This window comes from Enterococcus gilvus ATCC BAA-350 (assembly GCF_000407545.1).
GTDB lineage: Bacteria > Bacillota > Bacilli > Lactobacillales > Enterococcaceae > Enterococcus_A > Enterococcus_A gilvus.
In genome coordinates this window covers 2,322,627-2,348,303 of sequence record NZ_ASWH01000001.1, presented here as the reverse complement: position 1 = coordinate 2,348,303, position 25,677 = coordinate 2,322,627, and the positions used below count along the sequence as shown (strand labels likewise).

The window sequence follows — 25,677 nt, the reverse complement described above, 5'->3', positions numbered from 1 at the left end:
GGAATTCTTTCCCTCTTTTATAGGAAAGTTTCTTCCTATGTAAAGAACGTCATTATCTACCATGGCTGTGTCAATAAAATGAAAGAGAACTAAAAATTAAGCTTCAAATTTTAATATATAAAAAAATTTTAAGGTTAATTGCTGATTCTACAAGTTTTCTAAGGATATTTTTAAAATACGACAAATAAAATTAAAGCAAAACTATTGCTTTATTAAAAAAAAATGATTAAACTACTCTTTATATTCAGAACTTCGTAATTATTCTGAAAATTGAATCAAAAGGGGAAAAAGATATGAGGAACAAATTAGCTTATGGTATTATCGCGGTTTGCGGACTCGCTTTGGCGGGGTGTTATGGAGGAGGGGGCGCTTCAACTGATGAGAGCAGTTCAAGTGCGAAGGCAAAAGACAACGGAACATTCAATTTAGTGGTCCAACAAGAAATGCCGACAGCCGACTTATCTGTAGCCACAGATACAATCAGTTTTACTGCATTAAACAATGTATATGAAGGAATTTATCGTTTAGACAAAGACAACAAGCCGCAGCCAGCAGGAGCGAGTGAAAAAGTCAAAGTCAGCGACGACGGAAAAACATATACCGTAAAATTAAGAGAAGATGCAAAATGGTCCAATGGTGATCCCGTAACAGCTAAAGATTATGTCTTTGGATGGCAACGTACAGTGAAACCAGAGACAGCCTCAGAATATGCGTACCTTTTTGAACCTGTAGAAAATGCTGCTGACATTTCAGCTGGTAAAAAATCTCCAGACGAGTTAGGGATCAAAGCAGTGAATGATCACGAATTAGAAATCAAATTATCAAAACCTACACCGTACTTTGATTACTTATTAGCATTCCCATCGTTCTTCCCACAAAATCAAAAAGTGGTTGAAGCAAACGGTAAAGAATATGCGACTAAGAGTGATAAAGCCGTGTACAACGGTCCATTTACATTGGAAGGTTTTGACGGTCCCGGAACAGATACCGAATGGGAATACAAGAAAAATGACACTTATTGGGATAAAGACGAAGTCAAATTATCCAAAGTTAAAGTCAACGTAGTAAAAGAATCTTCAACATCATTGAACCTATTTAAAGATGGCGAAGCAGACGACGTGATTCTTTCTGGTGAATTGGCACAACAAAATGCAAATGACCCAGCATACAAATCATTTAAAGAAGCGCGTACCAGCTACCTTGAATTTAACCAAAGAAAAGAAGATTCACCATTTAGAAATGAAAACTTACGTAAAGCAATCTCATACGCGATCAACCGTAAATCTTTGGTTAATCAAGTATTGGGTGATGGCTCTGTAGTATCAACTGGATTGGTACCTTCTGGCATGTCTAACAATCCTAAAGGGGATGAAGACTTTGCTAAAGAAGCAGGGGATCTAGCTCCTTACGATAAAGAAAAAGCCAAAGAATATTGGGATAAAGCGAAGAAAGAATTGAAAATCGATTCTCTTTCATTCGAATTGATGGCTTCTGATACAGATTCATCGAAGAAAGTTATTGAATATATGCAAAGTGCATTGGAAGAAGCACTGCCTGGAGTTAAAGTGAAACCAACACCAGTTCCTTTCTCTGTTCGTTTAGACCGTTCGAACGCTGGGGACTTTGATGTTCTACTTGGCGGATGGGGCGCTGACTATGCAGACCCTTCAAGCTTTACTGACTTGTTTGTCACAGGCAATTCTTACAACCGTGGTCGTTGGAGCAATAAAGAGTACGACAAAGCAGTTGAAGAATCAGGAAACAAAGATGCTAGTGATGAAGAAGCACGTTGGGACGATTTGCAAAAAGCAAATGAGATCATCTCGAAAGAATCTGGTGTCGCACCGCTTTACCAATTATCTGAAGCACATTTGATCAACGAGAAAGTCAAAGGAATCGTACATCATCCTGCCGGCGCTTCTTGGGATTACAAATGGACATACGTGGAAGAATAATTCGACAAATGAAAAGAAGTTGGAACGAGACTCGTTCCAACTTCCTTTTAAATCATGGTTAACAGTGCACAAATGATTGATGCGGTAATAGGTATTGCTGCAATGATCAACCAAAAAGAATACCGCCCTTGTCCAACACGCGAGAGGGGCTGGAATTCTGATTTTTTCTTTTGTTTTCTGCTGAAGGCCTGATGCATCGAATGCTGAAAGTGATCGAAGAAGCCTGAAGAAAAAATCCAATACAGGATACCAATGATCAAAAAGGGCAATCCGATCAAAAAAAATCGGTTTGATAAAGTGAGTAGGGAAAGTGACTGACGTGCGGCTGAATAAATCGCAACGATCACTAACAAACTACCGCCTATGCCAATGGGAAATAATTTATTTTTCATACATACACTCCAATAAAATGAATTAAGGATTCATGCTGGTTAGTTGAACAGCTATCCGCAACATATTCCTACTCTAAACTATAACAAAAGTAGAAGTCAAAATTTACGAGCGGATCAAAACACATTTTGTCGAACAATTCTAAGCGATTCGTTTCTCCTTATGCAGAAGTAGCAGTATGAGCAGAAGAGGGACGCACCGCACGATATCAGATTTTTTTTTCAATGGGAAAAAGAATTAATTATAGAACTAGGAGGCACCTCATGGGCAGTTATTTAAAATATTTTTTAAAGCGTGTCTTTTTCATGTTGATCACACTATGGTTGATTGCGACCATCACATTCTTCTTGATGCAATTACTACCAGGGACACCTTATACCAATCAAGAACGTTTAAGTCCTGAAACAGTTGCAATGTTGAACAGACAAGTAGGTCTGGATAAACCAGTCATCGTACAATATGGCATTTATCTATCAAACCTTGTACAAGGAAACTTCGGAATTTCTTTCCAATTTAAAAATCAAGCCGTTGCTACCTTATTAGCAGGCCGAATTGGACCGTCATTGCAATTAGGGTTGCAGGCAATCGTCTTCGGAACATTCGTGGGGATCGTCTTAGGTACGATCTCTGCCATGAAGCAGAATTCATGGGCGGATACAGCATCTACCTTAGTAGCGATACTAGGACGCTCGATTCCAAACTTTGTTTTTGCAGTATTATTGCAATATATTTTCGCGATGAAATTGCGTATTCTGCCAATTGCGAAATGGGAAGGTTTTGCTTACACCATTTTGCCAACGTTGGCTTTGGCAATGTCTCCACTAGCCGATTCCGCACGGTTCATACGAACTGAAATGGTGGAAGTACTCCATAGCGACTACGTTGAACTGGCACGGGCAAAAGGCTTGAGCCGTTGGGAGATCGCCTTTAGACATGGCCTGCGGAATAGTTTGATCCCGTTGATGACATTACTTGGACCACTAGCGGTTGCTTTGATGACTGGGTCGCTTGTTGTAGAAAACATCTTTGCGATTCCCGGTATCGGAGAACAATTCGTAAAATCAATCATGACCAATGACTATCCAACGATCATGGCAGTAACGATTCTTTATTCATTCATGCTGGTTTTCGTTATTCTAGTCGTCGATCTACTTTACGGATTAGTTGATCCTCGTATCCGTCTATCCGAAGGGAGCAAAAGCTAATGGAAATAAAATATCCTTCAGTTGTTGATATTCCAGCAGATGAATTTCAACCCTTACAAAAAAATACGGAAGAGGAGCGCGAGGAGATCGCAGCCCCTTCCCTAAATTTCCTACAAGACTCATGGCGCCGATTAAAGAAAAATAAAGCGGCGGTCATTTCAATGGTCGTACTAGCAGTAATCATCTTTATCTCGATCATTACGATTTTTGTATCACCGCAAGACCCAAGCAAGCAAAATGTCGATTACATCAACTTGCCTCCTCGTGTCCCTGGTTTGAACATCAACGGATTAAACGGGAAAACGATGGTTGCAGGGGAGTTAGTAGATAAATACGCACAAGCAGATGTTCCCGGAAATGTAAATTATCTATTAGGAACAGATGGTTTAGGCCGTGACGTATTGAGCCGTCTCTTCATGGGAACGCGTATTTCCTTATTGATCGCCTTTATCGCAGCGTTATTTGATATAACGATTGGTGTGGCATACGGATTGATTTCTGGAATGCTTGGAGGCAGAGTCGATAATGTAATGCAACGTTTCTTAGAGATCCTTTCTGGAATTCCCAATCTGGTAGTTATGATCCTGATGCTAGTTGTTTTTGAACCAGGTATTTTTTCAATCGTAGCAGCGATGGCTATCACGAACTGGATACCCATGGCACGGATCGTCCGAGCCCAGACGCTCAAGCTAAAAGACCAAGAATACGTGTTAGCTGGGATGACTCTGGGTGAATCAAAATGGAAAATTGCCTTTAAACATATCATTCCGAATATTTCGAGTGTCATCATTATTCAAATGATGTTTAGTATTCCAACAGCGATTTTCTTCGAAGCGTTCTTGAGTTTCATCGGATTAGGATTAACACCGCCATCCGCATCATTAGGTACGTTATTAAACGACGGATACAAAACGTTCTTGTACTTGCCATACTTACTATGGATTCCAGCAGTGACGATCTCCTTGATCATGATTTGTTTCAATCTATTGGCTGATGGTCTACGCGACGCATTTGATCCGAAAATGAAAGAGTGACGATTTATGGAAAAAATATTAGAAGTAAATAATTTAAATATTTCATTCGATACCTATGCTGGGAAAGTCAAAGCGATACGTGGAGTGGATTTTGATCTGAATAAAGGGGAAACATTGGCGATCGTTGGGGAATCTGGTAGCGGTAAATCCGTGACCACGCGAACGATTATGCGCCTGCTTTCCGGGAACGCGAACATTGATGAAGGACAAATTTTGTTCAAAGGACAAAATATCGTAGATAAATCAGAGAAAGAAATGCAAAAGATTCGCGGACGAGAAATCGCGATGATTTTCCAAGATCCAATGACATCACTTGACCCAACCATGACGATTGGAAAGCAAGTAGCGGAGTCTCTAAGAAAGCATAAAAAAATCTCAAAAAAAGAAGGGTTGAAAGCTGCCCTTGATTTACTAAATCTAGTTGGGATTCCAGATGCCGAAAAACGATTAAAAAATTACCCGCATCAATTTTCTGGTGGTCAACGCCAACGGATCGTAATTGCCATTGCTTTGATCTGTAATCCTGAGATCCTGATTGCTGACGAACCGACGACCGCGTTGGACGTTACGATCCAAGCGCAAATTTTAGAGCTGCTAAAAGAGATTCAAGAGAAAATCGAAACATCGATCATTTTTATCACCCATGACCTCGGTGTCGTTGCTAACGTGGCCGATCGAGTAGCCGTCATGTATGCAGGAAAAATCGTAGAAGTAGGAACGGCGGAAGAAATTTTTTACAATCCGCAACACCCGTATACTTGGGGACTGCTTGGATCAATGCCAACCTTAGAGAGTGAAAATGATCGCCTTTATGCAATTCCAGGATCTCCTCCAGATTTATTAGATCCGCCAAAAGGAGATGCCTTCTATCCCCGTAACGAATTTGCTTTAAAAATCGATGCGGAAATGGAGCCGCCTTTCTTTGAGATTTCTGAAACCCACAAGGCAGCAACGTGGTTATTGGCACCTCAAGCACCAACAGTAACACCTCCGGCTGAGATTCAACGACGTTGGGATATTTTTCGTAAAAAGCAAAACCAATATTCCGCTTAAGTGTAGCGATAAAAACGGAGGATAAAGATGGAAAAACGATTATTAGAAGTAAATAATTTGAAACAATATTTTAACACGGGCACTAAAAATGAAGTCCGTGCTGTCAATGATGTGAGCTTTTACATCAATGAGGGAGAGACGTTCGGATTGGTAGGGGAGTCTGGTAGTGGAAAATCTACTACAGGACGGACAATTATTCGCCTAAATCAAAAAACGGACGGAGAAATCCTTTTTGATGGCAAGGATGTATCGAAAATTCATGGAAAGGCAGAGCTGACAAAATTTCGTCGCGATGTCCAAATGATTTTTCAAGACCCATATGCGTCGCTAAATCCGCGGATGAAGGTCAAAGATATCATCGCGGAAGGCATTGATGTGAACGGACTTGCTAAAACTCCGAAAGACCGAGACAAGATCGTCAATGATTTGCTTGAGACGGTTGGGTTGAACCCTAGTCATGGGACTCGCTATCCACATGAATTCTCAGGCGGGCAACGTCAGCGTATCGGGATAGCACGCGCATTGGCAGTACGTCCACGCTTCATTATCTGTGATGAACCAATATCGGCTTTGGATGTATCGATCCAGGCACAGGTAGTAAATCTGTTGCAAGACTTGCAAAATGAGCACAACTTGACCTACTTGTTCATTGCCCATGACCTCTCAATGGTGAAGCACATCAGTGACCGTATCGGCGTGATGAATAATGGCCATTTGTTAGAAGTCGGCAGCAGTGACGAAATCTATCACTATGGGGTTCATCCGTATACGGAAAGTTTGCTTTCTGCAATTCCGATGCCTGATCCCGATCATGAACGTCAACGTCGTCGAATCAAATATCAAACGGAACCTCACGACGGCAAGGCGCGTTCATTGCGTGAGATTGCGCCAGGTCATTTTATCTATTCTTCTGAAGACGAAGTGGCCTATTATAAAAAGAAATTGCAGCATTTAAAAAATGAAAAAGCCTTGGCAGTTTAAAAGTGCCCAATGAAAAGGAGCCGAAACAGACATTTATCTGTTTTGGCTCCTTTTGTGATGAGAGAGAAATCTAGGTTAAACGCGTAGCCGTCTTCTTAATAGGATGCTTCCTGCGAATAGAGTCATAATCATCCCTATGAGGGTGAAAATGACAGGCTGTTTTTCCCCCGTCTTAGGGTATTCTTTCTGCCCATTTGCCTCGGTAAGGAGTCTGTTCTCAGTAGTGTTTGAATTGTTTTGAGGAGCAGCATCCTTTAACACAATTGGACTCGCAGGTTTCTCCATGGTTTGAATCAACGGAACAGGCTTTGGTCCATTATCGATAGGTCCATTTCCTTCTTGCGAGGAATATAACCAATGGACAAGTCCTGAGAATAATCCATTGGCGTAACTTAATTTGTCTTCAGCACCACTAAGATGATTCAAAATATGAAGCATTTCTTCATTTGTGAAAGAACGTAAAGGCACAAAGCCTTCCTTGTTCGAATAAAGAATCTTCAGATAGGCTTGCAGCTGATCAATGTTTTGCGCTAGCTCAGCAGTGGTAGTGTAGTTATTAGGATTGAAAGCCAAAGCCTGTTCGACCTCGTTCCAACTCACCGCATGTTCCTTATAAACCATACGTAAAACGTGAACGTAGCTTCCTAAATCCATGCCTGTAAGGTCAAAGTTATAACGGTTGAAAAGTTTGAAGGCATTTGTGAGCTCTTCGTCCGAATATCCTTTAAGTTCATTCTGAGTTATCCCATAATCTGATCCGGTTAAGTTCTCACGAATTTTCTCTGCTGTCCATTCTTTGTTCAACTTTTCTTCTAAATCAGAAGGGGATTCTACCGCCTTTTCTATGACCGCTGCACTAGCTTGTGGGACTACAGCACTAGTCGCCTTTTCTATTTTATCCGAAACGGCAGGTTCCTCAGCGTATCGTTTTTCTACAACGGTTGTTTCAGTTGTTGGATGATCTATTGTTTCTTCATTTACTGAATGTTCACTGCTGCCGATAGTAGCTTCAATTTTGCTAGTGGAACGTTCAACTGTTTTTTCTGTAGAAGCGGCAGGATTCTCTTTAGGGTCAACGGAAAGAACAGGATCTGTTCCTGATTCCTCAGAAAGAGAAGCGCTCTCAACAAATTGTTCTTGACTAGAGTTTACGGTTTTTTCAGAGAGACTTTCGGAAGTATCAGCAAATGCGACCATTGGGAAATTCAGAACCAACAAACTAAAAACAACCATTTTTTTCACACGAATCACTCCTTAAACTTTTTCTGTAACACAATTGTAACATAAGAAATATTTTTGTAAAGTTGTTGTTGAAAATTTTTTTTGATGATGCTCCAAGATGTTCATTGGATGACCACACGTACATTCCTTCCATTACAAAATAGAAATTAAAAGATAAATTATTAGTTTTTTTTAAAAATTGGCAGCTTGGTACTTTATAAATCAGTTATCCAGATGCTCTTTATCTATTATAAATATAATTTTAATACCAATACGAATCATATAAAAAAAGAATTATTGCACTAATTGGAAATATGGTAAAATGACAAATAATGCGAATGGCTATTATTTTTGCAGAAATGACTCTGTGGTTCCTTTTTAAGGAAATGTTTGCCTTTAATGAAAGCGTTTTTATGATCGGGGTATAAAGTCAGTTGGTTTTAACAAGGAAGACAAGAAAAAATGAAGGTGGGAATTAAAAATGAAGAAACAAAAGATTGCTTTATTTTCAGCAACTCTCGCAACAATGGCAGGGATTGGGTTCTCTCATTCCACGGAAGCGCGTGCAGATGCGAGTGGTGACGCAGCACAAGCGCCGACAGCAACGGCTGAGGACTCCAAAGCGACGATAGCAGCAGTTCAATCAGAAGTTACTAAGGCACAAGAGACAGCATCTGCTACTCAGGCAGAAGCAACTACTGCCAAGGAGGAGGCATACGAGACCTCACAAGCTGCTGCAAGCAAAGCACAGGAGGAGGCAAACACTGCAAAAGAAGCTGTAGACGTAGCACAAGAGGTCGTGTCTGAAGCTGAAAAAGCGGCAGAAGGAGCAACATCCGAAAAGATTGAGCAAGCACAAAAGGATGTGTCGGAGCAGGAAAAAGCAAATGAGGGTATCAAGGAAGCAATCAAGGAAGATGAAAAAGCAATTGATGCTGCGGGATCAAAGGTAGAGGAGACTCAAGGGGAAGCGGATGCTGCACAAAAAGTTGTTGAAAACGCGAAAACGGACGTCGATAACTCCCAAGAAAAAATCGATGAGAAGCAACAAGCAGTAAAGGATGCGCAAAGTATTGTTGAAGGGGAAGGCGCCACCGAAGCAAACGACAATCTAGAAAAGGCGAAGGAAGAACTAGAGGCTGCTAAAAAAACTGAGGAAGCTGCTAAAACAGATTCTGAAACAGCTGCGGCAACAGAAGGAAGTGCGCAAACAGCCAAGAATGTTGCTGAAGGTGAAGCAACGGATGCCGCTAGCGACGTTGATGCTGCAAGTAAAAAGAAGCAAGAGGCGGATGAAGCGGTCAAAAAAACACAAAATGATTTGGATAGGGCGAATTCAGAGGCAAAAGACGGGTTAAACAAGATCGTGGTGACGCAGGAATATGTAAATGCGCTGAAAGCCTACGAGGCGGATCGCAGCGAAGCGAATAAAAAGCAACTTTTAGCTGCTGATGCTGCAGCCTTGGCAGCAAATGCAAAATTCCAGTCAAATGAAGCCGATAAAGCTATCATGATCAATGGTCAGACGGATATGACAACGGCTCTCATAGAAGAATTATCGATTTACGCAGCTCGTTTGATCAATTCTGTTCGTCAGATGTTTGGCATGAAGGATGTGACTGTTTCTTTAGGATCGATCAAATTTACTGACGAAATTGCTAAAGCCTATGAAGCGGATAATTGGAGCGGCTTCAACGGACATTATAACGATGCTATCAATCAGGCAGCGAGAAACAATGGATTACTAGAACACCCAGGTGGAAACCTCTACGAAAATTTATATTCATATAGTTCTAGTTCAATGAAACCAGACAGTTCTTGGAATCTTAGCAAGAATGACTTGAAGAGCTTGATCTATAATGCTATGTTGGGCTTTTTGTACGGTGACAGTGGTAGCAACTGGGGCCATGCATTTAGTATCACGGGTCTCATGTATGGGAGTTCTACAGATGAATGCTATTTTGGTGTATCCTTCTCCAAAGCAAGCAGACCATCATTTTCTACTCATTTTGAATTTGTCCCGCGCAGCTACTACATTAAAGATGCGAGTAAATTTGATACTAAATCGATTGATATCCCTGAAATAGACGATGCGAAAGCGCAAGAAAAAATCAACAAATTGACGCAGGAGCTGGCCGATCGAAAAGAAGATGCAAAGATTGCCGGGGAAGGATTAGAAAGTGCGCGTAAAAAAGCTGACGAAGCAAACCAGAAACTTGAAGCAGCAAAAGCTGGATTAGAAAAAGCGACGACGGATAATCAAGAGGCGAAGAAGCAGCTGGCAGCAGCAACAAAAGCTGTTGAAACGGCTACGGAAAAAGTGAATGCAGCTCAAGGAGTCGTTGATAAATTTAATTCAGATGCAGAAACGAAACAGAAAGCACTAGATGCTGCACAAGAAGCACTCGAAGCAGCAAAACAAGAAAAAGATTTGAAAGTGACAATACTGGAAGAAGCCAAAAAACAATTAGACACAGTGAATGCTAAGTTGAGCGCCGCGCAAGTAGCTTTGACCGCTGCCAAAGAAAAACTAGCTGATGATAAAAAGGCATTGGAGAGCGGCGAACGACTAGTAGAGCAAAAGAAAGCCGAAGTGGCATCATTGAAACAAGCTTCTGAAGCATTATCTGCGGCCCTTTCTGATCTGGAAAAAGCAGAATCTGCGTATGCATCTGCTGTTAAGAAACTGGAAAGTGCCAAAAAAACTGCTGAGACTGATGCGGCGACGTATCACGCCTTACAAGCTAAAGCAGACGCAGCAAAGGTAAAACTGGAAGAAACAAAAGAAAAATTAAACAAACTTAAAAATCATCTTGCTCTTAATGAAGAATTGGACTCTGTTAAGGGCAAATCCGCGGATGCAACAAGCGGAGCTGCTTTTATTGGAAATGCATCAAAGCAGGGAGTTATGGGGCAATCAAACGCAAGCACTCTTAAATCGTTAAAAATTCAAGTTAGTGAAAAGAAGAAAAGTCAATTAACGCCTACAACTACTAAATCAAGTTCAGTATTTCCTCAAACAGGATTTTCTGATGATCCTGCACTAGCTCTTTTGGGAGTAACGCTAATGGGTCTTCTAATAACCTTAGGATTGGCAGAGCTGGATAAAAGAAATCGTTTCTTTCTAAAATAAAAAATGAATCGATAAATAGAAAAATCGCCCTCAAAAAGTTAGTTTTCGTATAACTTTTCGGGGCGATTTTAAATTGCTTTCCTAGTAAGGCATCTGTAAAATAAAAAAGTGCCACATCAAGCATCTTTTTCTAAACTACCGAAGTAGCCAAAAACGCTTATGTGGCGTGGGTTTGGCACCCAATGGGCCGTGAGGGGCTCGAACCCGCGACCCGCTGATTAAGAGCCTGATTTTTATGTTGTTTTAACGGCGTTCCGCGGCGTTGTACGGCGGTTTTTGTAAAATTATAATCGCATAAAAACACCGTTAATCGTACATAATTACCCAAAACCTTACCCAGAATTTGTATAAAACGGAAAACGGTTTTTGTTATTTTAATTTATTTTGGGTAAGGATTCCTTCGATTCAATTTGATCTTTCAAACCTTCCATCATTTCAGTTGCACGGTCTTTTTTCTTTTTCAGGACATGCCCATAGATATTGGTTGTCGTTGATTGACTACGATGTCCTAGACGGTGCTGAACCTCAGTAGTGGTCATCTCTGGGTCGTTAAGCCAATAGGTGGCTGATGTATGCCGAATGTCATGGAATCGAATATGGCGCAAACTGTGGCGTTTGGTGAAACGTTTAAATTTCTTATACATATAACTAGGTCTCGGAAGTGTTGTTCCGTCTAAAACATTATCAAAGATAAAATAGTGTTTGGGCTTTTTAACGCCTAATTTCCAGCGAGACTTTTTATTTCGTGCAATAAGCTCCTTCAATAAGTCAGCTAAGAATTGAGGAATCGTAACGATCTTTTCTTCATCGTCGTTTTTGAGTCCAGGGCGCAATACCACAGATTTGCCATCTATCTCGGATACGCGTTGATGAAATCGTATTGTTAAGTCTTCAAAGTCAATATCTTTTTCTTCTAAACCTGCTAATTCGCCTTCACGCGCACCAGTGACAAAAGCTGTGAGAAGCAATGTTTTTAGATGTAACTCTTCTCCGAAAGCAGCTTTTAAAAATTTTTCAATTTCTTCTTCAGAATAAGGGGCTTCCACATTTTTCTTTTCCCCTTTCGCTTTCGGCAAAGTGATCATATCGCAAGGATTGTTTTTGATGATTGTATATTCGTTTTTAGCTAAAAGAAATAAATTGTTAATCGCAAACAACATACGTTGCTTTGTTGCACGAGTTAAAGGCTTGCCATCTGGATTGGGTGTGCCATCTGGTTTTAGACGCACTGACTTAGTGATTATCTGCTTTATTTGAAACGGTTTTATATCAACTAGTTTGAGTAAACCAAGTGGGGTTAGAAATCTTAATTCAATTGTTTGCTTGTAGTTGTGAAAAGTTTTTGGCTCAAGCGATAACCCTTCAGCGCCTTCTTTCAACCATACCTTGTAATAAAAATCCTCAAAGGTTATATCTGCGAAATCTAACGTCTCTGATGTTAGGCCTTCAAATTGTTCCAACCAATCCTCTAAAAGGCGATAGGCTTCGCGTTCATTTCTGGCTTCTACGTTTTCACTACCAATCCATTTTGGCTGTCCGTTAGACTTATATCCAAATGAAGCCCGTAACCTGTAAAGTCCTTTTCCAATCTTTGAGATATATCCTTTTAGTTCCATACTTTTCTTTCTGGCCACGATTGAATCAACTCTCTTTCTTTGATACAATAGGCACACGAAAGAACCTATTGCATAGGTTTTGTTATCAGCACGATCAAACTCTTGTCCGGGGTGGGATCGTGTTTTTTTTATTTTATTTCATATGAGCGAGTAATAAGTTGTTTAGGTAAATCAAATGTGAACTTTATTTTGTCTCCTTTATTTGGTATAGGGCTCAAGTCAAATTTAAATTGTGAATTACTATCAATAGTTAGGACTAAACCATCTATAGAAACTATAGGCACCTCTTTCTCATAAATGCTTTCAAGATAACGGATAGTTCCTGTAATCTCTAATTTATCTTTTGAGATAGTTTCCTGTTTAAAAGACACTCTAGGTAAAAAGTGAACATACTTAGTAATCTCATATTGATCAACTAAACTTTTTCTATATTTAATTTCCTTTTCTTGCTTCACCATATTGAAGAATTCAATTTCTAGATTAGTTGGATTTTCGGTTTTAACAATGTTTTCATATTTTATAAGATTGATGTCGTTGGAAAACATAAAGATATCATTTTCATAGACGGATAATAATACAGACTCTCCATTAGCGATCCCTAATTTGTTTCTCCTTTCGTGCGGAATTTCTTCGAATAGAAATGTAAATCCATTTTTTGAAGTAATCTTTTTCATGTGACTTCTCCTTAATTTTTTTCATTTATCATGGCGATAAACTGATCTTCAGTAATCATTTCGATAGAGAAACCACTTTTCATCAGTTCCATACATTTAATCTCACTGCTACTGTGAACGCCATCTTTTAAGTTTTTAGCAATTTGCTGACCTGTCACGAGGAAATCTGTCTTTTTACTAACAGACTTAGTTACTATGCCGCCATAATTTTCTATCGATTCTTGTAAAGATTGACGACTAAAATTTTTAAAGTTACCTGTATAGCAGAAGCGCTTATTTTTCAGAATTTTTGGATATGCAGTTTTCGGCTTACTTCTTGGCGCATAATCACCTTTTCTTAAGTACTCGTATACCTTAGCAGTTGTTTTTGCATCTGAAAGCGCATTGTGAGAAAGTTCATCGATAGCGTAGTGATTCTTCAATGTTTCTAGTTTGCAATTATCAATGTTGAGTTCTTTACAAGATTGAGCGAGATATACTGTATCAATCGCGAACTGTGAATCAACATTGAATCCCTGTCTTTTTAGAAATGGCAAATCGAATGATGTTGCATTATGGCCAATTAGAGGAAGATTGCCAATAAAGGAATTAAAGTCATTTTGTACCTTTTCAAAGTACGGAGCATCTTTTATATTTTCATTGGTTATTCCAGTGATATAAGATATTTGAACAGATAGCTCAGCAGTTTTTGGTTTTACATACTGAGAGAACTCGGATAACATACTACCGTTTTTCATATGAATAGCAGCAATTTGAATTATTTCATCATTTTTACTTAGACCTGTGGTTTCAATATCAAAACTAACATACTCTTTTGGTAACTGAGATTTGACATAAAATGAATTTGGATTCCTTTTTATGCCAGAAAACCTAGCAACGATATAATGAATAAATTCATATGCTTCCTGGTCAGAATAATTTGTTTCTTTTAACCAAGACTCTACATATTTATCTTTCAATATTTTATAAGATATTTCTTCATAAGTAGCCACGCTATCAACTCCATTTTTGATGTAATATATCCTCTAAATAACGGGGGAATAGGTCCGTATCACTATACATTTTTCACTTCGTATTGATAACTTTATAAAAGTCCATTCCACAGCCCATCTCGTATTTATGAACAAGCTGGAAAGCATATTGAGGAGTACAGTCTCTTTCAAAAACTAAAAATGCACGAAGTCGATTTTTGAAAGCTCCTTTACTCATAAAAAAGAAATTTGCAGTACGCAAGAAGTTTCTAAACTTGTTAATTCCAAAAATCAAAGCTTCATCATTGGCCATTAAAATACCAGCACCAAAATTTGCCCTTTTTTCAATATATTGGTCTTCCGGGAGATAGCCCTCTTCTAAAAGAAGATCGGAAAAGGCCCTTCCATCGTTTTCCTTGATCGGATCACAATATGCATGTATAGTTTCGTGCATTTCTGAGAAAAATTTCCGTTCAACCATCGACAAAGCGTTTACCGCTAACACAATTATTCCCTCAACCTTTTGGGTTGATCCCAGCATTAATTTGTCTAAAGGTGGTTTAAAATAATGTTCAGCGTAAATGGCAAGTTTATCCTCTTCGACAAATTCTTTTATGTGAAAGTTTTTTACATCCTTAACATCAATTTCATAAAATTCAGCTGTTTGTTGCGCAATTGAGTTAGCAACAAAAGTTGCATCTCGAAAGGCATCTTCATTATAAAAATCCATATACAGTTACCAACCTCGGAAATTATTTTTTCTTTTTATTTTCTCTTGCCTTTCGTTCTCTTGCTTTTTGAACTAAGAAGTCAGTGTAATCCTTCAAAGAATCTTCTATTTCTTCCGTTTCATCAGGATCAAATTCAGCAGTGTTGAGTCTGAAATAACCAATAAGATCAGAGCCCGGACCTTTATCAAGTTTAGCTATTGGTTCAGGATCATCTGTTCTTCCTAACAAATAATCAGTTGAAACTCCAAAATAATCTGCTACTTTTTTCAATCTATCACCATTCGGGGTTTTGGTTTTCCATGAATATAATGAATTTCTGCCAAATTCCAATTTTTCTTCAAGTTCTACAATTGATATTTTTTGTTTGTCAGCAAGTTTTTTTACCCTGTCGAATGTTGTCATGTAGGCATTCCTTTCTCACTTCGAAACAAAATATAGACTTTATCGTAGAAAAATAGTTGACATCTACAATATAGTTTAATATACTTTGTTCGTAAGCTAGTTGTTGAGCTTGAAACAAAACTAAAGAGAACCTATGAAAATTAAACTATTTCGCGGTCGGCAAACTTAGAAATGTTAATTTAAAGGCTTATGTAGTCTTATTTAGCTATGCTTTTATTCTACAATAAAGTTTAAAAATGTCAACATTTAGTTCTAAAAAAAGCTCAATAACTAGCTAATTATATAAACGAAAGGAAGTGAGAAGTTTGTTAATCAAAGATTTCGAAGAAATTGTATTGGTTCAGATGCATCGACAAAAGAAAAACTGGAAAGATTTAGCAAAAGTAATTAATACGTCAGACACATATGTAAAACAGGTTGTTAAAGGAATTCAAAACGGTGAAAAAGCTAAAGAGTACCGCCAGAAAATTGCTGAATACCTTGGGATTGTTTTTATTGAGGAGGAGTAATTCATGACAAATCTAGCACTAGTAAACCTAGATGATCTCAAAATTCTATTAGCCGAAAACGAATTAAAAAATGAAGTTTGGGAAACTGAACAGGCTGCTGAATTTTTAAAAATTTCAGTTTCTCATCTCAAAGCACAAGCAAGAGCAGGCGTTGTTCCTGGTCAAAAAATTGGCGACGGATGGCGTTTTTCAAGTATTGCACTCTACAAGCTTGTAGCTAAAGAGTAAAGGAGGCAACAGCATGAAAAAAATCTATTGGATAAGACGATTAACTCTGCTTATGGCCATGATCGGTGTGGGCGCTGCAATTACTGGTTTCATTCCAGTATGGATCAAAATCTTACTCATTGCTGGTGTGGGAGGAAATTTACTTTTAACTGAGGAATTTGAGTTTGATTTGAGAAGCAGAACTAGTGGGAGGTGATCAATTTGGGAGGCAGAAACTGGACTGCTGAAGAAACGGAATTCTTAGTGAACAATATGCAGGTCAACTGGTTTGGTGATGTCAAAAATTATCCTGAATTATCAGAAAAACTGAATCGCAAGATCATGGGCGTACGTTCAAAGGTCCAACGAATGCGAAATGATGGGGACTTACCGCCAATAAAGACAGATGAAGAATTCTTAGAATGGATAAAAGAGAATGCTTTGTTTGCTGAAACCAACCAGATTCTAAACGTTAAAGAGTTAATTCGAAAAACGAGTTTAAGCGAATCATGTCTTGAACTCAAATTCACCGAGTGGAGGAAAGCCGGAATCCTCCCTAAAACAGATCGATCTTGTCAATTCGATTTACACGGAAGATGGTATTCAGAAGCAGAAGACAACAAAATTATTAATCTGAAAAAGCGTGATTTTTCAAATGAAGAAATAGGTCATCTGTTGGGGCGAACTAGTAAATCAATTAAGAGCCGAACTGATTACTTAAAAAAAGATGGAAAAATAGAATCTGTCTATTATTGGGAAGGCTGGGAAATAGAAGCAATTCTTGAAAATGTGACTTTTGATAAATATGGATTTGTAAATAATTATCAAAAGTTAATCCATTTGCTACAAGGTAGAAGAAATTACCAAGCTATTCATTTAAAGATCGTTGAGCTTCGTAAGCAGGATAAGATCACAGTAAAACCAATACCGGGAAAAGTAAGTGTTGCAGCTATAAAAGCACATCGAGAATTCAAAGATATAACTTTTGCTCGATTTAAGAGAAAAAAAGCAAGTCAGATTATTTATACACATTCACAAAAAAAGCCTACCTCGGTAGCCGCCGAAGTAAGCAAATAAAAAACGTTTATCTATTCGAAAGTATAACACGAAAGTGAGGAAAAACAATGAATCCCATTCAGGAGTATTTCTTTAAAAATAATATAGCTATTTGGTCAGTTAAAACTGTAGGCGAAAAGACCTATTACAACACATCAGAAGGCGAGTTTGTTACTCGAAATTATGTTGAGTTAATCAAAGTGGGTGAAGGCAGCACACCTAATCAGAAAGTATTGGGCTGATGTCTGGACCAGAAAAGAAAGTTGAAAACAGAATTAAAAAGTACCTTGATTCGCTAGGTGCCTACTATTTGAAAGTTCATGGGTCCATGTACCAGCCTTCGGGCACTCCGGACATATTGGCATGTGTTAATGGTCGGTTCATTGGAATTGAGGTGAAAAAGGCAAGTGGTGGCGTAGTAAGTGAATTACAAAAGTCAAAGCTAAGAAAAATTGAAGCTGCAGGCGGAATTGCACTTGTAGCGAGAAGTGTTGAGGAGGTAAAAAATGAACTCGAACGGCAAAATATCTTCTCATGAGGCATGGAAAGACATTCATGGTTTTGAAGGTATCTATCAGGTTAGTAATTTTGGAAAAGTAAAATCTTTGAAACGAGCAACTAAAAATCAACATGGTAAGCAAGAAATAATTTTAAAGCAACGAACTCATCGAGATGGATATTTAAGAGTGAATTTGAAGAAAGAAGGAAAGATGAAAGTTCAGACAGTCCATCGATTAGTTGCGTCAGCCTTTTTAGATAATGAAAATAATCTAGCTGCTGTAAATCACATTGATGGTGATAAAACTAATAACAAATTGGCCAATTTGGAGTGGTGCTCGATTAGAGAGAATACAAAACATGCCTACAACAAAGGGTTGGCAAACGCAGCGAAGGGGCAAAGTAGTTCAAGGTCAAAATTAAGAGAACGGGATGTTGAAAAGATATATTTTTTATATTTCCAAAAACAAATAAGGCCAGTTGAAATCGCTAAGAAATTTGAAGTTAGTAGACGATGTATAGAAAAAATCGTGAATTTTGAGACATGGACTGATTTTGCTAAGAAATGTGGTGTTCTAGTTGTTTAACATGTTTCCGCAATGCTCAAACAGAGAAATGTTATATGACTTTCAAAAGAAGTTAGTAGATTATGCAGACCCAAGTTTTATGTATGCAGCTGATACTGGAACCGGAAAAACGATCATGGCCATTCATCACTATTTAAAATATGGGAACGGCGAACCGATTTTGATTGTAGCTCCGCCACAGAAGATTAAAGAAGGCGGATGGCGTAGAGATATTCAAGCGGTCTGTGATTTCTACAAAATTGAAATCTCGTTTACCGAAATGAGTTATGGCAAGTTGGCCAACATGTACAAGCTTTACAAAGGATGGTTCACGATCTTTGATGAAGCCCATTATGTTAAAAATCCAACTAGTCAACGCGGTAAGGCCGCATTGAAACTTTCGAAGGTATCCAGTCATTTTGTCCTGTTGACTGCAACGCCAGCAAGTAATGGCTGGGAAGACACGTACAACTACTTCATCATGTTTGGTTACTTCAAATCTAAAAAGGAAATGAACGATCGATATGCCAAATGGGGAACGATTTATTTGGGCAATCGACGTATTCCTAAAATTGAGGGATGGATCAATGAGGATCAGTTACATGACAAATACAATTCTTTCACAGTGTCTATATCGAAGGACGAAGCACTAGATTTACCGCCGCTGGTAATCGAGGATATTCACTTTAAGAAAAGTAAAGACTATGCAACAGTTTCGAGACATCGCGTGCTTGATGATGAAGACTTCGACACACCATCTAAGTTGGCTCATGGGTTGCGCTATCACACGAATCAAAAAGACAAGTTGGATTATACTGAAATGATTTGCGAAGGTACAAAGAATAATGTGGTTATTTTCTACTACTATCAAAAAGAAGTGGATGCTTTAAAAGCGAAACTTAAGAATAAGAAAATTTTTGAAGTGAGCGGAAAGCACTCTAATTTGCCGCAGAAAGAGACTTGGAAAGATTTGGATAATAGTGTGACCTTCGTCCAATACATGGCTGGTAGTGCAGGAATTGAGTTGCAGTACGCAAATACAGTGATTTTCTACACGCCGACTTATTCTTATCAAGATTATAGTCAGGCGTTGGGTCGTGCCTATCGGAATGGTCAAGAAAAGAAAGTAACAGTTTATCGCTTCATTACTAAGCAAACGATTGAAGAAGCTGTTTATGAAGCATTGGAAAACAAGCAAGATTTTTCGGAAGAACTTTATATGAATACACGAATGGAGGGTGGTCAATAAAATGTTCGGACTACAAAAACAAGACCCAAACGTTACTGAAAATCGAGATCAATATGTGGGTGGATCTGATGTGCCAGTCATTTTAGGACTATCTAAATACAAAACTCAATATGAACTGGCCAGAGAAAAGGCCGGGATCGTTAGGTCGGAACAAATCAGTAATCCGTATATTCAGTTTGGGAACCGTATGGAGCCAGTGATTCGGGAATATATCAATACAATGAATAGTTTGAAATTCACACCAGCGACATTTCTTGATCCAGATGATTTCATTCGATCCAACGTTGATGGTTACGATGTCGAAAATAAGATTGTACTGGAAATAAAAACGCATGGAGCAAATCCAACAGAGAAGGTTTATGAGGCACAGATGCAGCTTTATTTCTATCAGACCGGATGTAACTACGGATGGCTTGCAATGTATAAACGTCCAAAAGATTTTGACCTAGAATTTGATGTTGCGAATTTGCAAGTAAAAGAGATCGAACGTGATGAAACAGCAATTGAAAAAATTCTTGACGCCATAGAAACGTTTTGGATCCGTGTGGAATATCTGAAAGAGAAACCAGATATGACTGAAAATGAATACTATTCAATTGGAAACGACGTTGATAAATTGGTCGCCCGTGTTGAACGGTTCGAACTCCAGATGATCGAGTTTCAAGAAAAAGCTGCACTATTGAAAGAGCAGCAAAAAGAATTCCGCGAACAGCTTTATCAGAAGATGGAAGAGAATGATATTAAAAAAATTGATACTGGTGATTTGGTAATCACTCGTGTTCTTCCAACAACTAAGAAAACAGTTGATTCTAAAACTTTGAAGGTAGAAGAACCAGATATTTATAAGAAATATTTGAAGGAATCGAAAGTAAAAGGATCCATCCGTATCAAAGCGAAAGGTAAGTGATAGACGGGTATCAAGGAGGAAATTTTATGAATAAAACATTAGCAGTCTATTTTGAAAATGGAAGAACGGCTTATTTTGAGAAAGTCGAGAATTTCAAGTATGACAATGTACATGATATCACGATTGAGTTTGATTATTTTGGCATTAAATCGCAAGTCAAACGTCATGCAGTATTTAATTTTGATGCTATCGCAGGCTATGCTTTGCAGGAGGACGGCGAATGAAAGATTTAATAACGTTCCTACTAGCGATTATGATTTTCGGTCCAAGTATCAACGTGACCGATAAAGATGGTCAATTAAGATTCACTTATACAGGAGTCATAGGTGAAATCTTTCGATATATCTACTGGATTATTGAGAAGTTTACAAAAAAGGTTAGTAGTTAGTTCCGCTAACCACGCCTATAACAGTGAAAAAATAAATTAAAAATAAGAGGAGAATTCAATTATGAAACAAAGTACAGGAATTAAAGCAGCAGTTGCAGTAGTAGCGATTTTAGTAATCGGGGTAGTTGGAGCATTTAAGTTTTTAGAAAAAATCGATAATGGATATGTCGGTGTTCGCTATTCAATGAATGGCGGTATTAAGGATGAGGCGTTGACTCAAGGAGTGAAATTTGTCGGCATTGATAAAGTGATTCAATATCCGATTCGTCTGCAAACTATACAAGCCAAAAATGTTTCTGTTTCTACCAGCGACGGCAAGAAAACAACGATCAATATCAAATATGATTATAAAGTTGATCCAACCAAAGCCGCGAAAATGTACAAGGAGTTTGGGAATATTACCAGCGAAGACATTGAGTCAGGATGGTTAAAATCTAAACTTCAAAAAGTAGCTCGTGAAGTTTATGCAAAATACAGTTTGCTTGATGTTCTGTCTGGCGACTCTTCAAAAGTTGAAGCAGCGGTATTAGAAAGCTTTTCTAAATCAGTTGAATCAAAAGGATTTTTAGTGGAGGACGTGACTCTGGGTGTTCCTGATGTCGATGCTGAAACACAAAAATCCATTGATGCGATCATTCGTGCTGGGCAAGAAAACGAGAAAGCAAAGCTGGATGCTGAGACTGCTAAAACACAAGCGGACAGCGAAGCTTATAAGAAAACAAAAGCTGCAGAAGCCGAAGCAGATTCAAATAAAAAAGTTGCTGACTCAGTGACTGATGAATTGATCCGATACACAGAAGCACAAGCTCGTGAGAAACATGGATGGGTAACTGTGAATGGGGCCAATACTGTTGTAACTGATCAAGGTAAATAGTATGTCGTATTTCTTAATAAAGATTTTCATTGCTCTTGGATTGATAAGTTTGGCGGGAATAGTTCTCGCCATCTTAAAGTCTAATAATTCAGAAGAAGACAAGGAAGACAAGGACGATGATGACTGGAAACAGTTTTAATTTTCTAACTTAACTATTAAATAAAAAAGGAGAAATGAAAATGATTAGACAATTGCAAACAACAACTAAGTTTTACGCTCATACCCGTGATGAAGCAGAAGAAGAAATTACCAAGATGATTAATGAATCTGAGGGTACGGTTGTTAAGCAAAACATTGTTTCTAAAAATCACAAGGACTTTGGTGATTATTATGAAGCACAAGTAACAGAAGAATTTGCTAGATCAAAAGAAATTGTAGAAGCTGGATTTTTAGCATAGGAGGGAAAGAAACATGTCAATTTTACCACCAAACAAACCACAGACACCTAAAGACACACCGCGGAACTTTTTCATTTGGGGTCCGACTATGGGCGGAAAGTCGTTCTTGGCCTCGCAGTTTCCTAATCCATTAGTTTTCAATACTGATGGCAACGCCGAAGCGAATACCGTTCCATCAGTTCAATTGCGAAATGTCAAGGATCAGAACGGCAAGATTAAGCGTTCAGTTATTGACCAATTGGATAAGCTGATCACTGCTTTACAAACCGAAAAACACACCTATGAAACAGTGGTGTTGGATGTAATCGATGATATCGTGGTCATGATCGAACAATACATTTGTGATCGAGAAGACGTGGAAACATTAGGTGATATTCCTTACGGAAAAGGTTATGCAGCTTTCACTAATATTTTTCAGTCATTAGTTATTGAGTTGAAATCATTACCTATGAATGTGATTTACATTTCAAGAAACTCAACAAAAATGGAAGGTCAAACGGAAATCGATATTCCTTCTTTAAAAGAAAAACATCAAAATATCGTAAACGGAAATTGTGACCTTTCTATTCAATGTAAGAAAGTTGGCAAGAATTATATCCGAGTGGCTAAGGCACGTCGCAAGGACTACATGCGCGACCAAGTGGACGATAAGGCAATCCTTAAATTATTGGATAGTGTGACTGGTGTCTTCGGTAAGTCTCCAAAAACAACTAAAAAGCAGCAAGATGAAATTGTGAAAGAGATCCAAAAGAAAGAGGATATTTTACAAGCGTCAGAAGAAACACCCAGTGATTCGAGTGGCAAAGAAACTGTTGAGTCAAAGCAAACTAAGCCAAAAACAAAAGAGGCAGCTCCAATTAATCAAACGGCATCTAAACCAACAGAAGCTACAAACACAAGTGCCGGAAAAAGAATCAAACCACAAATCTAAGAAAAGAAAAAACATAAGAGAAAGAGGAATGACAAATGGGATTACGTGATTTAGCAAATGAAGTATTGGCAGGTTTTAACCCGAAGACAGACGATCCAAATGCAGGAGGGTTTGACGGATTGCCAGATGGTGAATACGATGTAGCGCTTGAAAAGGTAGAACATAAGATTTTTCAAAGCGGCTGGGAAGCATTGTCCTTCTCAAACGAAGTAACTACTGGCGAAGCATCTGGTAGAAAAGAAATGATTAACCTTGGATTCGATGAAAATGCAGTACCAGCATTTGTTCTACAAAAGAACATTAAGTTAGTCGGAAAATTAGCCAGTGTGGTTGGTCTCCAGTTAACCGAAGAGGATTGGGACGATGAAGAGACACTTGCAGCTGCTTTTCAAGATGCAATTGGCAGTCAATTTGTTCTAACGATCACTTCAACACCGAACAAAAAGGACCCATCGAAACCATACAAAAATTATGATTTCATCCCGTATGATGATCCGGCAGCCACTGCTGATATTCCAGACGACGAATTGCCATACTAAGAAGGTGATGGCCAATGTTCACTTTCTACTGGTTATACCAAAGCTCAGAAGATTGGCTAGCTGTTTTCAAAACAGATGAAAGTTATATGATAGCGAATGATCGAGAGAGACTTAAAACGGCTCTTTCTAGTGTTCGTTGTCTTGTTAGTTACAGTAATTACAAAGCATCTGATAAGTTCCTGGCCAAGATTTTGAGTAATGGAAAAAGCAATTTTCTCCAAGAATATTTATCCATCGATTTAAGTCAAGAAGAAAGACTTTGTGCTATAGAAGAGATTGGTTTTAACCTACGCTTTGATATGAGAGCTTCGACAGCGGAAGACTACTGTAAAAGAAGAATTGACATTTGCGAAAAAGTGTTTGATGAACGCGAGGAATATCTTGAAACTAAATTTGAAATCGTAAAAGAATTCAATCTTCCTAGTCGATCCATCACAAAGACACGTGCGAACCTAGCGGCTGAGATATTGCAAGCTAAGAAGATCCCAAAGCGCCCAAATATTTTGATGTATGAATTTGATAAATATGTGCCGCAAGCGGAGCTACCAAAAAGACTGGTGAATTTTTACCAGTCCATAAAATCAAACTATCAAAACACCTTAGAAGAAAAGTTGAAAGCGGAAAAGTTTAAAATGACTTTGGCAGGATTAACTCATGTTTTTGGATTTGGTGGTGTACATGCTGCAAAACCAAAGTACAAGGGTGAAGGCATTTTTTTACTGATCGATGTGAATCAGTTCTTTCCATCACTTATTATCAATAACAATTTCATAAGCACAGGCGTTAAGAATGTTTCAGCCTTTGCTGACCTTTACCAGAAGAAGGTAGAATCTGGAAAATTATCTTACAAAGTTTTAATCAATGCAGTGAATGGATCCATGAATAATCCGTATTCAAATTTTTATGATCCGAGACAATTCTATTCGGTAACTGTTAGCGGACAGCTAATCATTACACACTTAATCTTGGTATTAGGAAATTTTTATGAAGATTTGATCCAAACAAACACCGACGGGGTTCTAGTTAAGATAGATCCAGTGATGGAAAACACAATTCGTGAACTTTTAGAATTGTGGTGCAAGCAACTTCATTTACAAGTGAGTATAACAAGAATAAAAAAAGTTTGGCAAAAAGATGTTAGTAATTTCGTTTTAGAAAAAGATGATGGTGGATATATCAGAAAAGGCATATTTAAGGAACCAAATTGTTTTTCGAATAGTCTTGAAGTGGTTAGTGCCGGAACATTTGAGGCAGTAGTTAATGGCGTTAAACCACAGAATTTTGTTGTCAATCGATTCAAGGATGGCAGGATAGAAGAATTCTATTACATCAATAAGCTGCAAGGAGATTTTCAATCAATTGAACAAGAAATGACTGATGGTTATCGAAAGCTAAACAATACAGTTTGTGGTGTGGCCACGAATGATAAACGATGTGGTGGTGTTTATCAAGTCAAAAAAGGCTTGCACTCCAAGCTACCAGGATCACCTGATCATTTCTTGGATTATTCGCAAGCCTCAAAAAAGATTATTGATGTGAACTGGTATGTTGGACAAATAGAGAGACTAACCTTCTAAGGAAGCGGTAATTTATCTGGATTTGTTAAAGCCCAAGTAATGGCTTTTCCGACAGAATTTAGTAGAAGTGGATGTTTTTCTAGAAAAGTTTCAAACTTTTCAAAGACTCCAGGTTTGTAAACTTGTGATTCAATAATTTCAATGATTTCATTTGCTTGTGCTTGGTCTTCTTCTGGTAATTCAGAAGCAACTTTTTTCAATTCTGCAAGCTCCTCATGAAAATGATTGGTAATTTGATTATTTGAACCAAACGCGGATCCGTTTATATTCCCATAATTGTGGATATTGACAGTAGTGCCACTTGGTGAACCGAAATTAACTTCTTTTTGGTTGTCATTATCGGGCATTTTTGAACCTCCATGATTTTTAAAAAAATCGTATCCTTCTTTAGTTAGTGATACTGGACTTGATGTTTTTGGGATTGCATAGTACCGTAACTCGTTAACTGCAATAAATGGTTCTAAATCAAAATCTGTGACTAAGTTCATTGACCTAGCCAACTGCATTATTTGAACCTCATCTTTTCCATAATCGTAATCACCAAGTGAATGGCCGCTTAATACAAGGTTAAGAAATACCATAATGCGTTCGTCAATATCGCGATCCAAATGT

The 25,677-nt window shown here is 38.3% G+C and carries 30 protein-coding genes; 22 read left to right on the top strand and 8 right to left on the bottom strand.

The window, feature by feature from the left end; translation table 11 throughout:
- The first annotated feature begins 293 nt into the window (after positions 1-293).
- Positions 294-1,955 (top strand): peptide ABC transporter substrate-binding protein, encoded by a 1,662-nt coding sequence (locus tag I592_RS11640; RefSeq protein ID WP_010780010.1) that lies wholly within the window; start codon positions 294-296, stop codon positions 1,953-1,955.
- 47 nt (positions 1,956-2,002) lie between these two features.
- On the opposite strand, the gene I592_RS11635 is transcribed toward I592_RS11640, so the two are convergent.
- Complete coding sequence (locus I592_RS11635) at positions 2,003-2,347, bottom strand: DUF3899 domain-containing protein (protein WP_010780011.1); 345 nt, start codon at positions 2,345-2,347, stop codon at positions 2,003-2,005.
- A gap of 261 nt (positions 2,348-2,608) precedes the next feature.
- Between I592_RS11635 and opp3b the strand changes: the two genes are divergently transcribed.
- The 4 genes from opp3b to I592_RS11615 are packed head-to-tail and all read left to right on the top strand — an operon-like array spanning position 2,609 to position 6,618.
- On the top strand, positions 2,609-3,550 hold the full coding sequence (opp3b, locus tag I592_RS11630; RefSeq protein WP_010780012.1) for an oligopeptide ABC transporter permease: 942 nt from the start codon (positions 2,609-2,611) through the stop codon (positions 3,548-3,550).
- Positions 3,550-4,584, top strand: a complete 1,035-nt coding sequence (gene opp3C / locus I592_RS11625) for an oligopeptide ABC transporter permease (RefSeq protein ID WP_010780013.1) — start codon at positions 3,550-3,552, stop codon at positions 4,582-4,584. Before opp3b ends, opp3C begins: the two co-directional genes overlap by 1 nt.
- Positions 4,585-4,590: 6 nt before the next feature.
- Positions 4,591-5,637 (top strand): ABC transporter ATP-binding protein, encoded by a 1,047-nt coding sequence (locus I592_RS11620; RefSeq protein ID WP_010780014.1) that lies wholly within the window; start codon positions 4,591-4,593, stop codon positions 5,635-5,637.
- 27 nt (positions 5,638-5,664) lie between these two features.
- On the top strand, positions 5,665-6,618 hold the full coding sequence (locus I592_RS11615; protein WP_010780015.1) for an ABC transporter ATP-binding protein: 954 nt from the start codon (positions 5,665-5,667) through the stop codon (positions 6,616-6,618).
- 75 nt (positions 6,619-6,693) lie between these two features.
- Here I592_RS11615 and I592_RS11610 read toward each other — a convergent pair whose 3' ends face one another.
- Complete coding sequence (locus tag I592_RS11610) at positions 6,694-7,851, bottom strand: LPXTG cell wall anchor domain-containing protein (RefSeq protein ID WP_244265191.1); 1,158 nt, start codon at positions 7,849-7,851, stop codon at positions 6,694-6,696.
- 469 nt (positions 7,852-8,320) lie between these two features.
- Here I592_RS11610 and I592_RS11605 point away from each other — a divergent pair, with 469 nt between their 5' ends.
- A complete protein-coding gene (locus tag I592_RS11605) occupies positions 8,321-10,972 on the top strand; it encodes an SEC10/PgrA surface exclusion domain-containing protein (protein WP_010780017.1) in 2,652 nt (883 codons plus the stop codon).
- 374 nt (positions 10,973-11,346) lie between these two features.
- Here the strand turns inward: I592_RS11605 and I592_RS11600 are convergent, their stop codons facing one another.
- From I592_RS11600 to I592_RS11580, 5 genes are all read right to left on the bottom strand, one after another.
- Positions 11,347-12,606 (bottom strand): tyrosine-type recombinase/integrase, encoded by a 1,260-nt coding sequence (locus I592_RS11600; protein ID WP_010780018.1) that lies wholly within the window; start codon positions 12,604-12,606, stop codon positions 11,347-11,349.
- Between the two features lie 110 nt (positions 12,607-12,716).
- Positions 12,717-13,262, bottom strand: coding sequence for a hypothetical protein (locus tag I592_RS11595; protein WP_010780019.1), 546 nt, complete (start codon positions 13,260-13,262; stop codon positions 12,717-12,719).
- Between the two features lie 11 nt (positions 13,263-13,273).
- Positions 13,274-14,254 (bottom strand): exonuclease domain-containing protein, encoded by a 981-nt coding sequence (locus I592_RS11590; RefSeq protein WP_010780020.1) that lies wholly within the window; start codon positions 14,252-14,254, stop codon positions 13,274-13,276.
- Positions 14,255-14,327: 73 nt separating this feature from the next.
- Complete coding sequence (locus tag I592_RS20735; protein ID WP_010780021.1) at positions 14,328-14,963, bottom strand: ImmA/IrrE family metallo-endopeptidase; 636 nt, start codon at positions 14,961-14,963, stop codon at positions 14,328-14,330.
- A gap of 22 nt (positions 14,964-14,985) precedes the next feature.
- Positions 14,986-15,366, bottom strand: coding sequence for a helix-turn-helix domain-containing protein (locus tag I592_RS11580; protein WP_010780022.1), 381 nt, complete (start codon positions 15,364-15,366; stop codon positions 14,986-14,988).
- Between the two features lie 296 nt (positions 15,367-15,662).
- Here I592_RS11580 and I592_RS11575 point away from each other — a divergent pair, with 296 nt between their 5' ends.
- The 16 genes from I592_RS11575 (at position 15,663) to I592_RS11510 (ending at position 25,065) form a co-directional block, all read left to right on the top strand.
- Positions 15,663-15,875: a hypothetical protein gene (locus tag I592_RS11575; RefSeq protein ID WP_244265172.1), complete on the top strand. Its 213-nt coding sequence runs from the start codon at positions 15,663-15,665 to the stop codon at positions 15,873-15,875.
- 3 nt (positions 15,876-15,878) lie between these two features.
- Positions 15,879-16,103, top strand: a complete 225-nt coding sequence (locus tag I592_RS11570) for a helix-turn-helix domain-containing protein (RefSeq protein WP_010780024.1) — start codon at positions 15,879-15,881, stop codon at positions 16,101-16,103.
- A 13-nt stretch (positions 16,104-16,116) separates the two neighbouring features.
- On the top strand, positions 16,117-16,299 hold the full coding sequence (locus I592_RS11565; protein WP_010780025.1) for a hypothetical protein: 183 nt from the start codon (positions 16,117-16,119) through the stop codon (positions 16,297-16,299).
- Between the two features lie 5 nt (positions 16,300-16,304).
- The gene (locus I592_RS11560; RefSeq protein WP_010780026.1) at positions 16,305-17,159 is read left to right on the top strand and encodes a hypothetical protein; all 855 of its coding nucleotides are present in this window, start codon (positions 16,305-16,307) and stop codon (positions 17,157-17,159) included.
- A 47-nt stretch (positions 17,160-17,206) separates the two neighbouring features.
- Positions 17,207-17,380, top strand: coding sequence for a hypothetical protein (locus tag I592_RS21420; protein ID WP_010780027.1), 174 nt, complete (start codon positions 17,207-17,209; stop codon positions 17,378-17,380).
- Complete coding sequence (locus tag I592_RS11555) at positions 17,380-17,676, top strand: VRR-NUC domain-containing protein (protein WP_010780028.1); 297 nt, start codon at positions 17,380-17,382, stop codon at positions 17,674-17,676. Before I592_RS21420 ends, I592_RS11555 begins: the two co-directional genes overlap by 1 nt.
- Positions 17,645-18,223, top strand: a complete 579-nt coding sequence (locus I592_RS11550) for an NUMOD4 domain-containing protein (RefSeq protein ID WP_010780029.1) — start codon at positions 17,645-17,647, stop codon at positions 18,221-18,223. The genes I592_RS11555 and I592_RS11550 overlap by 32 nt, the downstream gene beginning before the upstream one ends.
- Before the next feature lie 28 nt (positions 18,224-18,251).
- Positions 18,252-19,451 carry a helicase-related protein gene (locus tag I592_RS11545; RefSeq protein ID WP_010780030.1) on the top strand — a complete coding sequence of 400 codons (1,200 nt, stop codon included), beginning with the start codon at positions 18,252-18,254 and terminating at the stop codon, positions 19,449-19,451.
- Between the two features lies 1 nt (position 19,452).
- Positions 19,453-20,358: a lambda-exonuclease family protein gene (locus I592_RS11540; RefSeq protein WP_010780031.1), complete on the top strand. Its 906-nt coding sequence runs from the start codon at positions 19,453-19,455 to the stop codon at positions 20,356-20,358.
- A gap of 26 nt (positions 20,359-20,384) precedes the next feature.
- Complete coding sequence (locus tag I592_RS11535) at positions 20,385-20,582, top strand: hypothetical protein (RefSeq protein WP_010780032.1); 198 nt, start codon at positions 20,385-20,387, stop codon at positions 20,580-20,582.
- The gene (locus I592_RS21415) at positions 20,579-20,746 is read left to right on the top strand and encodes a hypothetical protein (protein WP_010780033.1); all 168 of its coding nucleotides are present in this window, start codon (positions 20,579-20,581) and stop codon (positions 20,744-20,746) included. Before I592_RS11535 ends, I592_RS21415 begins: the two co-directional genes overlap by 4 nt.
- A gap of 61 nt (positions 20,747-20,807) precedes the next feature.
- A complete protein-coding gene (locus tag I592_RS11530) occupies positions 20,808-21,620 on the top strand; it encodes a prohibitin family protein (protein ID WP_010780034.1) in 813 nt (270 codons plus the stop codon).
- Between the two features lie 179 nt (positions 21,621-21,799).
- Complete coding sequence (locus tag I592_RS11525) at positions 21,800-22,018, top strand: hypothetical protein (RefSeq protein ID WP_010780035.1); 219 nt, start codon at positions 21,800-21,802, stop codon at positions 22,016-22,018.
- Positions 22,019-22,031: 13 nt separating this feature from the next.
- The gene (locus I592_RS11520) at positions 22,032-22,949 is read left to right on the top strand and encodes an AAA family ATPase (protein WP_010780036.1); all 918 of its coding nucleotides are present in this window, start codon (positions 22,032-22,034) and stop codon (positions 22,947-22,949) included.
- Positions 22,950-22,984: 35 nt separating this feature from the next.
- A complete protein-coding gene (locus I592_RS11515) occupies positions 22,985-23,488 on the top strand; it encodes a hypothetical protein (protein WP_010780037.1) in 504 nt (167 codons plus the stop codon).
- Between the two features lie 14 nt (positions 23,489-23,502).
- Entirely contained in the window at positions 23,503-25,065 is a 1,563-nt protein-coding gene (locus tag I592_RS11510) for a hypothetical protein (protein ID WP_010780038.1), read from the top strand.
- On the opposite strand, the gene I592_RS20730 is transcribed toward I592_RS11510, so the two are convergent.
- Positions 25,062-25,673 carry a hypothetical protein gene (locus I592_RS20730; protein ID WP_010780039.1) on the bottom strand — a complete coding sequence of 204 codons (612 nt, stop codon included), beginning with the start codon at positions 25,671-25,673 and terminating at the stop codon, positions 25,062-25,064. The genes I592_RS11510 and I592_RS20730 overlap by 4 nt on opposite strands.
- Positions 25,674-25,677: the final 4 nt, after the last annotated feature.